Below are 12975 nucleotides of genomic sequence, written 5' to 3' on the forward strand. Positions count from 1 at the left end.
GCAGTCTCTAAAGAGGCGTAATGATACGCCGGCCCAACTTGGCAGCCAAGCCCAAATTCTTTTCAGGGAGGGTTTTTCAGGCGAGCTGCGTGTTAATTCAGGAAAGTGTCGTAACCGAATTTCAGTATCAGCGCGCTTACCACCAGCAGAAATATCTGTCGCACAAAACCACTGCCATGGCGAATGGCAAGCCGCGTCCCCAGCAACGAACCCGCCATATTGAAAGCAGCCATTAACAGTCCAAGCTGCCAGATCAAGTTGCCGCTGGGAATGAAGTAGAGCAGCGCAGCGAAGTTAGTGGCCACATTCACCACTTTGGCCGCTGCTGAAGCCCGTAGAAAATCAAACCCGAAAAAGCGCACAAACAAAAACACCAGAAAACTGCCGGTGCCCGGGCCGAAGAAGCCATCGTAAAAACCGATGCCCGCGCCCAAAGCGATGGCGAGAAACTTCTCTCTGGCGCCTTCGTGCAACGGCGCGTGGGCCGAACCCATGTCCTTTTTGAAGAAGGTATAAACCGCAACCACGATAAGCAGCGGCACCACCAGCACACGCATGAGGTCAGCAGGAATTAAGCTCACCGTCAGCGCGCCAAGGTAAGAAAATATAAAGGCGGTGATTGCGGCAGGAAGGACAGCGTTCCAGCGTATGTGCACCGTATGGGAATAGCGCAGCGCAGCACTACCGGTGCCAAAAATTGAGGAGAGCTTGTTGGTACCGAACACCGCAGCGGGCGCTGCGTTCGGCATCGCGCTGAAGAGCGCCGGAATTTGCACCAGCCCGCCGCCTCCGACTACAGCATCAAGCAGGCCGGCGACAAGGGCTGCGGCGCAAAGAAAAACGAGATCCAACTACTTTAAAATGACGATTGTAAACGCTCGCGCCGCGCCGCCAATTCCCTAGGCAGGCGCTCTTTGAGCTTATCGAAGAACTCGCTGTGTGAAGCGAGTTCCTGCTTCCACGCTTCTCCATCGAGCGACATGAGGGTGTGGAACTTGTCTGCAGAAATCTCTTCCAGGCCTTTCCATTCCAGGTCTTTGTAACCCGGCACCCAGCCCAGCGGGTTTTCCGCGGCATGGGCCCGCCCCAGGCAGCGCTCAACAATCCACTTCAGCACGCGCATGTTCTCGGCGAAACCGGGCCAGATGAATTTGCCGTCCGGCCCTTTGCGGAACCAGTTGACGCCGAAAATTTTTGGCGGGTGGGCGATAGCGCGGCCCATTTTCAGCCAGTGATTGAAGTAATCCGCCATGTTGTAACCGCAGAACGGCAGCATGGCAAAGGGATCGCGCCTGACTACACCCTGCTGCGCGGTCGCGGCTGCGGTGGTTTCCGAGCCCATGGTGGCGGCGAGGTACACACCTTCATCCCAGGTGCGCGCTTCATACACCAGCGGCACCGCGGTGCTTCTGCGCCCGCCGAAAATGAAAGCGCTGATCGGCACGCCATTGGGATCATCCCAAGCCAGATCGAGCGAAGGGCATTGGGTCGAAGACACGGTAAAACGCGAGTTGGGGTGCGCGGCGGGGCGGCCGCAATCTGGTGTCCATTCCTTGCCCTGCCAGTCGGTAAGCTTTGCCGGCGGGATTTTCGTCATGCCTTCCCACCACACATCGCCCTCGGGAGTGAGCGCGACATTGGTGAAAATGCAGTTTTGCTTGAGCATCGCCATGGCGTTGGGGTTAGTGTGCTCCGAAGTACCGGGTGCGACACCGAAATAGCCCGCTTCAGGATTGATGGCGTAAAAACGCCCGTCATTGTGTGGCTTGATCCAGGCGATGTCATCACCCACGGTGGTCACTTCCCAGCCCTTGAAATTCGCCGGCGGAATCAGCATGGCAAAATTGGTCTTGCCGCAAGCGCTGGGGAAAGCTGCGGCCACGTAAAGTTTTTGCCCTTGCGGCGGCTCCACGCCGAGAATCAGCATGTGCTCTGCCAGCCAGCCCTGGTCCCGGCCCATGATGGAGGCGATGCGCAGCGCGAAACATTTTTTGCCGAGCAGCGCGTTGCCGCCGTAGCCGCTGCCGTAAGACCAGATTTCGCGCGTTTCCGGGTAATGCACGATGTATTTGTGCTCCATGTTGCACGGCCAGCGCGCGTCTTTTTGTCCGGAACCAAGCGGCATGCCCACCGAATGCATGCACGGCACGAACTCTCCGTCCGCGCCCAGCACGTCGAGCACCTTGCGCCCCATGCGCGTCATGATGCGCATGTTGACCGCCACATATGGCGAATCGCTGATTTCCACTCCGATATGCGCGATGCGCGAACCCAGGGGGCCCATGGAAAACGGAACCACGTACATGGTGCGGCCGCGCATGCAGCCGTCGAAAAGCTTATTCAGCGTAGCGCGCATTTCGTCCGGCGCAATCCAGTTGTTGTTGGGCCCGGCGTCGTCCTTTTTCGCGCTGCAGATGAAAGTGCGGTCTTCCACGCGCGCCACGTCGCTGGGGTCGGAAAGGGCAAGGTAGCTGTCGGGGCGAAGCTTGGGGTTGAGTTTGATGAATGTGCCCGCGGCCACCATTTCATTGCACAGCCGGTTATATTCTTCTTGCGAGCCGTCGCACCAATAGATGCGCTCCGGCTTGCACAGCTGCGCCATCTTAGCGACCCATTCCTTAAGCCGCTTGTTCTTCACATAGGCCGGGGCATTGGCCGTTTCAACTGCCGTGGCATTGAACTGATTCATGTTTTTACCTCATCCCTTCAGGTTATTTGGAATGTCAAAGAATCCCCATCCCCCGGCAGTCCGGAATCTCTTCAAAATGGAAACGGATGACGACCGCCCCGCAGGAACTCAAGGCAGCGCGAGGAATCCCTTACAGTTAAACCATTATAATTAAACCTACCGCTCCTTGCCAGCCGCGCTAATCGGCCCAAAGCAATGCAAAAGCCGCAAGGCGCGCGTAAGTGTTCATGCGCTGGAAATAACGAACGGAAGGAGATTTGCGTATGCAACGCCGCAAGCTTGGCACCCAAGGCCTCATGGTCTCGGCCCTTGGCCTCGGGTGCATGGGGATGAGCGAGTTCTACGGCGAGCGCGACGAGGCGGAGTCGATCGCGACGATCCACCGCGCGCTTGAACTTGGCATCAATTTCTTCGACACGGCGGAGATCTACGGGCCTTTTGCCAACGAGGAACTGGTGGGGCGCGCGATCAAGGGCAAACGCAATAAAGTCATCATCGCCACCAAGTTCGGCATTGTGCGCAAGGCGGGCGATCCGAACTACTGGGCGCTGGACAGCCGTCCCGAGCGCGTCCGTGCCTCGTGCGAAGGCTCGTTGAAGCGCCTTGGCGTGGACTGCATCGATCTCTACTACCAGCACCGCCTCGACCCCAAGGTGCCGATCGAGGAGACGGTGGGCACGATGGCAGAGCTCGTGCGGGAAGGAAAAGTCCGCTATCTCGGGCTCTCCGAAGCAGGGCCTGAGACCATCCGGCGCGCGCATGCGGTACACCCGATAACGGCGCTGCAGAGCGAATACTCACTCTGGAGCCGGGAGCCGGAAGACGATGAGGTCCTCCCGACCGTCCACAAGCTCGGGATCGGTTTCGTCGCCTATTCGCCTCTGGGCCGCGGTTTCCTCACCGGGCAGATCCGCAGACCCGAGGACCTGTCTGCGGATGACTGGCGCCGCACCCATCCGCGCTTTCAGGGCGAGAACTTCAAGAAGAACCTCGAACTGGTGGAGCGTCTGCAGGAGATTGCCAAGGCGAAAAGCGCGACACCCGCTCAGATTGCCCTCGCCTGGGTCCTGTCAAGTGGAGATGACGTCGTACCCATTCCGGGCACCAAGCGCCGCACCCGGCTGGAGGAGAACGCTGCCGCCGTCACGATCGAACTCTCGCCCGAGGAGCGGGCTCGTCTCGACGCTGTGTTCCGTCCCGGCGCGGCGGCCGGCGCGCGCTACGGGCCGGTCGCGGCAGCGCGGATCAACCGGTGACCGAAGGCGAATGGTGGGAACACGAGTTCGCCCCACCCCGAAACAAGCCGGTTGGCCACTAAGCGAATTTGCTTCCCCAGCCCCACGAATTGAAGCGAGCTTATTTTCCTATGCAAAACCGGGAAAAAATTTCTCCGAGCAAGTCGTCAGAAGTAAACTCGCCGGTAATTCTGGACAGAGCATTCTGCGCGAGCTTCAGCTCTTCGGCAAAAAACTCGATTTGCGCGCGGTTTTCAAAAGCGGCGGCAAGGCGCTGGTTGGCTTCGTTCAGCGCGCTTAAGTGCCGCTCGCGCGCCATGAACACTCCCTCTCCGGTGGGATTCCAGCCGACCGCTTCCAGCAATTGGGTACGCAATAAATCGACGCCTTCTCCGGTTTTCGCCGAGAGATAAACCCGGGTTTCGCCCGCAACGCTTTCAATTTTCGGTTTGGCGGGCACCAGATCAATTTTGTTGTAGACGCAGATGCGCGAAAGTCTCTGCGGCAGGCGTGCAAAAATTTCCCGGTCATGTTCGGATTCACCCTGCGTGCTGTCTATCACCAACAGCACCGCATCGGCTTTTTCGATCGCCGCCCAGGTGCGGGCGATTCCGATTTTCTCCACCTCGTCCCGCGTATCGCGCAAACCCGCGGTGTCAATCACACGCAGCGGCACGCCTTCGATTTCGATGGCCTGGCGTATCGCATCGCGCGTAGTGCCGGGAACGGCGGTGACTATCGCCACCTCTTCGCCCGCCAGGCGGTTCAACAGGCTGGATTTGCCGACATTGGTGCGGCCGGCGAGCACCACGGTGATGCCTTCGCGCAGAATGCTGCCCTGGCGTGCCGCCTGCAGCACTTTTTCCAGTTGCTGCCGTATCGCCTGTAATTTTCCCGCGGCGTTCGACTCCTCGAGGAAATCCACGTCCTCTTCGGGAAAATCCAGCGTGGCTTCGACCAGAGTGCGCAATTCGATCAGCGCTTGAGTGAGCGTATTCACTTCGGCGGAAAACACGCCTTGCAGCGAGCGCATCGCGCTCTTTGCTGCTTCCGCAGTGGTGGCCTCGATTAAATCGGCGACGCTTTCCGCTTGCGCAAGGTCCAACTTGTCGTTGAGAAACGCGCGCCGGGTAAATTCCCCCGGCTCGGCCAGCCGCGCACCCAAAGCAAGACAGCGCCGCAACAGGAGCTGCAACACTGCCGGGCCACCGTGGCCTTGCAGCTCCAGCACATCTTCGCCGGTGTAGGAATGCGGGGCTGGATAATACAGTGCGATGCCCTGGTCCAGGGTTAACGCGTTTGCGCCGTGAAAATTACAAAGCGTCGCCCGTCTTGCCTCCGGCGTTTTTCCGAGCACGGCCTGCGCGAGTGGTTTTAGATTCGGGCCGGAGACGCGCACCACACCGATGCCGGCGCGCCCGAGCGCAGTGGCGATGGCCGCTATGATGTCAGCGCTTGCCATGAGCGGGCTGGGCCTGCTCGATGGTGCGATTGATCTGCCACTGCTGGGCAATGGAAAGGATGTTGTTTACCAGCCAGTACAAAACCAGCCCCGCCGGGAAGAAGAAGAAAAACACGCTCATCGCCACCGGCATGATTTTCATCACCTTGGCCTGGATCGGATCAGGCGGCGTGGGGCTCATGTAGGTCTGAATAACCATGGTGATGCCCATGATGATCGGCAGTACAAAATAAGGATCGGGTATGGAGAGGTCTTGAATCCACAGCGCAAATGGCGCGTGGCGCAATTCCACGCTGGCAAGCAGCACCCAGTAGAGCGCGATAAACACCGGGATTTGCACCACGATCGGCAGACAACCGCCGAGCGGGTTGATTTTTTCACTTTTGTAAAGCTCCATCATCGCCTGGTGCAGCCGCTGTCGGTCATCACCGTATTGCTCCTTGATCTTTTGCAACTTGGGCGCCAGCATGCGCATTTTCGCCATGGAACGGTAGCTTGTCGCCGAAAGCGGATAGAACAGAAGCTTGATAATCACGGTAAGCATAATGATCGCTACGCCCCAGTTTTGCGCCCATTTGTGCAGCCAGGAAAGCACCCAGAACAGCGGCAAAGCAATCACGGTAAGCCAGCCGTAGTCCACAGTGAGCCCCAGGCCGGGCGCAAGCTTGCTTAACGCATCCTGCTCCTGCGGCCCGGCGTAAAGCGGCACGGAAATGCTCGCGGTTTTGCCCGGCTCGATATTGCTCGCCGGCAAAATCACGCCCACCGAATAGAGCTTGTCATCCAGCTTCTTCATATAAAACTCGCGCGGGGTTTTATCCTTGGGCAGCCAAGCAGCCAGGAAATAGTGCTGCAGTATGGCAATCCAGCCGTTGTCGGCATTCTTGGGGTACTTTGCCTTGCCTTTGACGATGCTGGAGAACTCGATTTTTTCGAATTTTTCCTGTTCCGTGTAGATTGCCGGCCCGGTGTAGGTCGGCACCAGCTTAGTTTCGCCGGCCGGCGAGTTGTCGTCGCGCAAAAATTGAAAATACGAAAACGGCTGAATCGGCTGGGTGCCGCCGTTGCTGATTTCATACGCCACGTCGATCACGTAACTGCTTTTATGAAAGGTGTAGATTTTGGCGACTTTGATTCCCGCGATTTCAGGAGCGCTAAGCCTCACCATCACGCGGTCGGCGCCGGGTTTAAGCTCGTAAATGGTGTTTTCAGCGGAGAAACGGGTTTTGTGGTTCGGCAGGTCCGGCCCGATCAACCCGCTTTGCGCAACGTAGACATGTTCCGGCACGCTTTGCAGCAGCACAAAGTTTATGCTCTTGTCCAGTGTGTCGCGGTGTTTGAGCAATTCCAGCCGCCGCAAGTCGCCGCCCAGGGTATCGACTTCCGCAAGCAGATAATCCGTCTTCACCGAGATTTTATCGCCCGACTGCAAGCTACCGCCTTGGGGGGCGGCTACGACCTGGCTCTTCTCGATTAGCTTCTCCCCGGGTGTCGGCGCAGCCTGCTGCGTTTTGCCGGTCTGCTGCGTGGCGTCTACCGGTGCCGGATTCTTTTCGCGCTGCCAAGCGTCGACGAGCAAATAAACCGATAAGCTAAATACGATGAGCAGAAACAGTTTTTGTGTGTCCATGCTTGTTTTTAAATTCTACGGCACAGGATCGTATCCGCCCGGGTGCCAGGGATGACAACGCAGAATGCGCTTCATTCCCAGCCACGCCCCTTTAAGCACGCCGTACTTGGCGATGGCCTCGCCCGCATATTCGGAACAGGAAGGCGCAAAGCGGCAGTGGCGGCCCAGCAAGGGGCTCAACAAATACCGGTATAGGGTGATTGCCGCTAACGCGAAGCGGGCCATAGTCTGCTCTTGGAAAACAAGGCCAGAAGTTCTTCGCGCATCTCGCGCGCCCTGGCTTTGACGGGTTTTCCCTGCAATTTCACCACGACATCCAGGCCGCTTAAACGCCCCTGCTCTTTGCGAAACTCTTCGCGTATCAAGCGCTTCACGAAATTCCGGTCCACCGCACGCGGCGCGGCGCGCTTGCCGACCACCATCCCCAGCCGTGCGCCCCGTTGCAGGTTCGGCCTGAACCACACCCGGAATACTTCACCGCTTGCTACGGCACTGGCTTGGAATGCTGCAGCGTATTGCCTGGGCGTGGTTAGTCGCGCGGTTTTGGGCAGCGTGTGAATAAAACACCACCCTGACGTTAGACGCCGAGGCGTGTCCGCCCTTTGGCACGCCGTGCGCGGATCACTGCGGCGCCGCCCTTGGTCCTCATGCGCACTAGAAAACCGTGGGTGCGCTTACGCCGGGTGTTCGACGGTTGATAGGTCCGTTTCATTTTCGCCTCGCAATCCAAATCGGGAAAACCGTCTATTCAACCTTTACCCGCCACTTCTGTCAACCCCAAATGAATTTTTTCTCTGCATGGTAGAGTTTCGTTATAATGTCCGAAATTGGTTTCTCTACTCCGTCCTCACTCTTCGCGCTGGTCAGAATCACAAATGGAACGCTTTTGGCTTTCTTGCCTGAACCACTTCGAAAAAGAACTGACCGCGCAGCAGTTTAATACCTGGATCAAGCCGCTCAAGTTTGTCCCCGAAACCGATGCGCTGCTCCTGGTCGCACCAAACCGCTTTGTGTTGGATTGGATACGAGAACGGTTTCTTGCGCGCATCCAGAAAATGGCGGAACTGCATTTCTCCAAGCCGGTGAACCTGGTGCTGGCATTGCCGGAAAAAAGCCCGGGCAAGCCGATCCACACCGAAAAAGCGAAACCCGCCACAATAAAATCTGTAAGTAAAAGCCAGACAAGACTCAATCCCTCTTTTTCCTTTGACAATTTCGTCACCGGCAAGGCCAATGAACTGGCGCGCGCGGCCGCGATTCAGGTGGCGGAGCATCCGGGTACCGCTTATAACCCGCTGTTCATTTACGGCGGTGTCGGTTTGGGCAAGACCCACATGCTGCAGGCCATAGGCAATCTGGTGCATGAACAGAACGCGCAAGCTAAAGTCCGTTACATCCACGCCGAGCAGTACGTTTCAGATGTGGTGCGCGCTTACCAGCATAAGGCTTTCGACGATTTCAAGCGCTACTACCATTCGCTGGATCTGCTGCTCATCGATGACATACAGTTCTTCAGCAATAAGAACCGCACTCAGGAAGAATTTTTTTACGCCTTCAATGCCTTAATTGAGGCGCATAAGCAGGTGGTGATTTCCTGCGATACCTACCCCAAGGAAATTTCCGGCATGGAGGATCGGCTGATCTCCCGCTTTGGCTGGGGGCTCACCGTTTCGATATACCCACCTGAACTGGAGATGCGGGTGGCCATCTTGCTGAAAAAAGCCTCTGTAGAGGGAATCTCGCTTGATGAGGACGTCGCTTTTTTCATCGCCAAGCATATCCAGTCCAACGTGCGTGAGTTAGAGGGTGCGCTGAAGCGGGTTCTCGCTTACTCCCGCTTCTCCGCCCTGCCGCTCTCGGCTGCCTTGGCCAAGGAGGCGCTGCGCGACTTGCTAGCGGTACAGCTGCGGCAAGTTTCTATCGAGAATATTCAGAAGACTGTGGCAGATTATTATAAAATCAAGGTCACGGAAATGTATTCAAAAAAACGCACGCGCGCCCTCGCACGTCCCCGCCAGGTTGCTATGGCGCTTTCCAAAGAGCTTACCGTGCTTAGCCTTCCGGTTATCGGTGATGCCTTTGGCGGCCGCGACCATACCACGGTCATCCATGCTTGCCGCAAAATCGCAGAACTTAAGTCAACTGACGCAGACCTCACGCGAGATTACAATGCGCTTATACAGGTACTGAGGAGCTAATGCTAGATTGGGACAGTGACAGAATTACCTGTGGATTTCTTTCCTCGTCTCTTCTTTTCCCCGATTTTCCACAGTGTGTCCACATTACCGAACCGGGGTTTTCCCCTGCTTTCGCTTCCCGGTTTCCTCAATGGTTTCTTGGGGAAAGACAAAGAGCTCACAGGTAGAGCTGCTGCCTAATAAATATCTTATTACTAAAGGTATAAAGATGATTCTAATTGAAACAGACCGCGATGCATTGCTCAAACCGCTATCCGTAGTATCCGGTATAGTGGAACGGCGACATACCCTGCCGATACTTTCTAATGTTCTTATTGAGCGTAAGGGAGAGAGACTTCGTTTCGCCACAACGGATTTGGAGATTCAGATTACTACTGAAGCACAAAGCGATGGCGCGGGTACGGACACAGCCATAACAACATCTGCTAGGAAGCTACAGGAAATCCTGCGGGCGCTGCCGGAGAAAGTCAAGGTACAACTAGAGCAAAAAGATAATCGTTTGCTTATTAAAGCGGGGAAAAGCCGATTCAGCCTACAAACTTTGCCGGCAGAGGATTTTCCCATACAGACACGAGGAGCCGTGCAATACCAAGAAAAAATGCGGCAGAAAGATCTCAAGCAGCTTTTGTGCTTGGTGCAGTACGCAATGGCACAGCAAGACATCCGCTACTACCTGAATGGTTTGCTAGTAGTTGTGGAAGAAGAGAAGCTAAAAGTTGTAGCTACAGACGGACATAGGCTAGGCTACGCGAGCCTAAAACAAAAGCAGAAGACACGCCTGGAAGTTATCTTACCAAGGAAAGCGGTAACGGAAGCCGGTCGCTTACTTGCAGATACAGAAGACGAAGTAAGTATAGAACTTGCTCCCAACCAGGCAAGAATATCTTTTTCAAACATTGAGTTAGTCACTAAAGTAGTCGATGGTAAATTTCCAGACTACACACGGGTTATCCCGACCGGCAACCAAAAACACTTTCAGATTCCAAGAGTGGTCCTGCAGCAAGCGCTACAGCGCATGGCGATCTTGGCAAATGAGAAATTTCGTGGCGTGCGCTGGGTGCTGACAGATAAAAGCCTACGCATCATTTGCACCAATAACGAGCAGGAGGAAGCGCAAGAGGAGCTAGAGGTCAATTATAAGGGCGACGCGCTAGATATAGGGTTTAATATCAGCTACTTACTAGATGTTCTGAACAACCTGGACTGCGAAGAAATAAGCTGCTCGTTTGGCGACGCGAACAGCAGCGCCTTGATCACTATCCCGGGCAATGAGGATTTCAAGTACGTAGTCATGCCGATGCGTATCTAGGCACAAGTTTCACGTGAAACCATAGAAGGTTAAATGACGGATATGCACAGACCGGAAGACGACAAAAGCGAATACGACTCAAATAGCATCAAAGTGCTCAAGGGCCTCGACGCAGTGCGCAAACGCCCGGGGATGTACATCGGCGACACCGCAGACGGCACAGGACTGCATCACATGGTATTCGAGGTGGTAGACAACGCTATAGACGAAGCCCTGGCTGGCTACTGCAACGAGATTGCCGTGACCATCCATATCGACAACTCGATCAGCGTCATCGACAATGGCCGCGGAATCCCGACTGAAATCCACAAGGACGACGAGCAGGGGCGCACCGCCGCTGAAATCGTAATGACCGAACTCCATGCGGGGGGCAAGTTCGATAACAATTCCTACAAAATCGCCGGGGGCTTGCATGGCGTCGGGGTTTCAGTGGTAAACGCGCTTTCTGAGTGGCTGCGGCTGACCATACGCCGCGAGGGCAAGGCTTATTTCATGGAGTTCCGGCACGGCGAGCCGGTCGTGTCCTTGAAAGTGACGGGGAAAACCGACCGACGCGGCACCGAAGTGCATTTTCTTGCTAGCCGCGAAACCTTTGGTCATGTGGAATACCACTACGACATTCTGGCGCGCCGGCTGCGCGAGCTTTCCTTCCTCAATAACGGGGTGAAAATCCAGTTTATCGACCAGCGCACAGGCAAGGAAGAAAGCTTCGCGTTCGCCGGCGGAGTCAAAGGCTTCGTCGAGTTCATGAACCGCAGCAAGAACGTTCTTCACAGCAACATCTTCCACTCGGTGGGAACCAAGGAAGGTGTTACCGTGGAAGTGGCGATGCAGTGGAACGATTCCTATCAGGAATCGGTGCAATGTTTTACCAACACCATTCCGCAGCGTGATGGCGGTAGTCACTTGACCGGCCTGCGCGCGGCATTGACCAGAACGTTCAACCAATACCTGGAGCAAAATGAAATCGCCAAGAAGGCCAAGGTCGAGACCACCGGCGATGACATGCGCGAAGGCTTGTGCTGTGTGCTCTCGGTGAAAGTTCCCGAGCCCAAGTTCTCGTCGCAGACCAAGGATAAACTGGTGAGCTCGGAGGTGCAGCCCATCGTGCAGGAAATCGTGGGGCAGAAGCTGATGGAATTTCTGCTCGAGAAGCCCAACGACGCCCGCGTGATTACCAGCAAGATCATTGAAGCCGCGCGCGCCCGCGAAGCCGCACGCAAGGCGCGCGAGATGACCCGGCGCAAAGGCGTGCTGGATTCGATGGGGCTTCCAGGCAAGCTGGCCGACTGTCAAGAACGGGACCCGGCGCTCTCCGAGCTTTATCTGGTCGAGGGCGAGTCCGCCGGGGGCTCGGCCAAACAGGGGCGCGACCGCAAATTCCAAGCCATCCTGCCGCTCAAGGGCAAGATCCTCAATGTGGAGAAAGCGCGGCTCGACAAGATGCTGTCTTCACAAGAGATCGTTATTCTTATCACCGCCATGGGCTGCGGTATCGGCGACGACAAAGACATCAACAAGCTGCGTTACCACCGCATCATTATCATGACCGACGCTGACGTGGACGGCTCGCATATCCGCACGCTGCTTCTCACTTTCTTCTACCGGCAAATGCCGGAACTGGTCGAGCGCGGCCACATCTACATTGCCCAGCCGCCGCTATACAAGGTCAAGCACGGCAAGGATGAGCGTTACCTTAAAGACGACCATGAGCTCAAGCATTTCTTGCTGCAACAAGCGTTGAGCGAAGCGCAGCTGGTGACCCGCGAGGGCGCCGAGCCATTAAGCAAAGACGCCTTGGAAAAATTAGCCAAGGAATATCTGCTTGCCGAAGCAGTGGTCGAACGCTTAGGGCGCATCATTGATCCGGGCGTGCTTTACGCGCTTCTCAAACAGCCGGACATCGATTTGTCGGACGAACAATCCACCAGGGAAAGCGCTGGCGTTTTATCCAGGCAACTGGCCGGAGAAGAATTGCAAATCGAGCCCCAGTACGATGATAAAAATGAAAGATATCAATTACTTATAAAGAAAACCCGACATGGCAACCAGCGCGTCACCGTGCTTGATCCGGATTTCCTACAAAGCGGGGACTATGCGCAGATCAAACGCACCGCGCAGATGCTGCAAAGTTTTCTGGGCGCGGGCGCCTATGTAAAGCGCGGCGAGCAGCAAAGGCCGGTTGCTGAATTCAAGCAGGCGCTCGACTGGCTCTTGGAAGAGGTGAAGAAAGGGTTATCTGTACAGCGCTACAAGGGCTTGGGTGAAATGAACCCGGAACAGTTGTGGGACACCACCATGGATCCGGCGAACCGCAGGCTGTTGCGCGTGCAGCTTGAGGACGCGGTCAGCGCCGACGAAATCTTCACCACTTTGATGGGCGACGTCGTGGAGCCGCGCCGCGCCTTCATCGAAACCAACGCGTTGAGTGTGAGAAATCTCGACGTCTAAG

General features: G+C 56.1%; 11 protein-coding genes. 4 read left to right on the forward strand and 7 right to left on the reverse strand.

Going from position 1 to position 12975, the window contains the following annotated elements; genetic code table 11:
* Positions 1-92: 92 nt before the first annotated feature.
* Together VHE58_06365 and VHE58_06370 are read right to left on the reverse strand one after the other, a co-directional pair.
* Positions 93-851 (reverse strand): TSUP family transporter, encoded by a 759-nt coding sequence (locus tag VHE58_06365; protein ID HVS26909.1) that lies wholly within the window; start codon positions 849-851, stop codon positions 93-95.
* 5 nt (positions 852-856) lie between these two features.
* On the reverse strand, positions 857-2689 hold the full coding sequence (locus tag VHE58_06370; GenBank protein HVS26910.1) for a phosphoenolpyruvate carboxykinase (GTP): 1833 nt from the start codon (positions 2687-2689) through the stop codon (positions 857-859).
* A 263-nt stretch (positions 2690-2952) separates the two neighbouring features.
* On the opposite strand from VHE58_06370, the gene VHE58_06375 reads away from it, so the two are divergent.
* A complete protein-coding gene (locus VHE58_06375) occupies positions 2953-3945 on the forward strand; it encodes an aldo/keto reductase (protein HVS26911.1) in 993 nt (330 codons plus the stop codon).
* Positions 3946-4045: 100 nt separating this feature from the next.
* On the opposite strand, the gene mnmE is transcribed toward VHE58_06375, so the two are convergent.
* The 5 genes from mnmE to rpmH are packed head-to-tail and all read right to left on the reverse strand — an operon-like array spanning position 4046 to position 7728.
* Positions 4046-5386 carry a tRNA uridine-5-carboxymethylaminomethyl(34) synthesis GTPase MnmE gene (mnmE, locus tag VHE58_06380; protein HVS26912.1) on the reverse strand — a complete coding sequence of 447 codons (1341 nt, stop codon included), beginning with the start codon at positions 5384-5386 and terminating at the stop codon, positions 4046-4048.
* Positions 5373-7016 carry a membrane protein insertase YidC gene (gene yidC, locus VHE58_06385; protein ID HVS26913.1) on the reverse strand — a complete coding sequence of 548 codons (1644 nt, stop codon included), beginning with the start codon at positions 7014-7016 and terminating at the stop codon, positions 5373-5375. Before yidC ends, mnmE begins: the two co-directional genes overlap by 14 nt.
* Positions 7017-7031: 15 nt before the next feature.
* Entirely contained in the window at positions 7032-7241 is a 210-nt protein-coding gene (yidD, locus tag VHE58_06390; protein ID HVS26914.1) for a membrane protein insertion efficiency factor YidD, read from the reverse strand.
* Positions 7223-7576: a ribonuclease P protein component gene (gene rnpA / locus VHE58_06395; protein HVS26915.1), complete on the reverse strand. Its 354-nt coding sequence runs from the start codon at positions 7574-7576 to the stop codon at positions 7223-7225. The genes yidD and rnpA overlap by 19 nt, the downstream gene beginning before the upstream one ends.
* Positions 7577-7593: 17 nt before the next feature.
* Positions 7594-7728 carry a 50S ribosomal protein L34 gene (gene rpmH, locus VHE58_06400; GenBank protein ID HVS26916.1) on the reverse strand — a complete coding sequence of 45 codons (135 nt, stop codon included), beginning with the start codon at positions 7726-7728 and terminating at the stop codon, positions 7594-7596.
* A gap of 163 nt (positions 7729-7891) precedes the next feature.
* On the opposite strand from rpmH, the gene dnaA reads away from it, so the two are divergent.
* The 3 genes from dnaA to gyrB all read left to right on the forward strand — a co-directional run bounded on the left by dnaA (position 7892) and on the right by gyrB (position 12974).
* On the forward strand, positions 7892-9214 hold the full coding sequence (gene dnaA, locus VHE58_06405) for a chromosomal replication initiator protein DnaA (GenBank protein HVS26917.1): 1323 nt from the start codon (positions 7892-7894) through the stop codon (positions 9212-9214).
* A gap of 208 nt (positions 9215-9422) precedes the next feature.
* Positions 9423-10523, forward strand: coding sequence for a DNA polymerase III subunit beta (gene dnaN, locus VHE58_06410; protein HVS26918.1), 1101 nt, complete (start codon positions 9423-9425; stop codon positions 10521-10523).
* A gap of 42 nt (positions 10524-10565) precedes the next feature.
* Positions 10566-12974 (forward strand): DNA topoisomerase (ATP-hydrolyzing) subunit B, encoded by a 2409-nt coding sequence (gene gyrB / locus VHE58_06415; GenBank protein HVS26919.1) that lies wholly within the window; start codon positions 10566-10568, stop codon positions 12972-12974.
* Position 12975: the final 1 nt, after the last annotated feature.

It is taken from the genome of Burkholderiales bacterium (assembly GCA_035543335.1).
In the GTDB taxonomy this organism is placed as follows: domain Bacteria; phylum Pseudomonadota; class Gammaproteobacteria; order Burkholderiales; family JAHFRG01; genus JAHFRG01.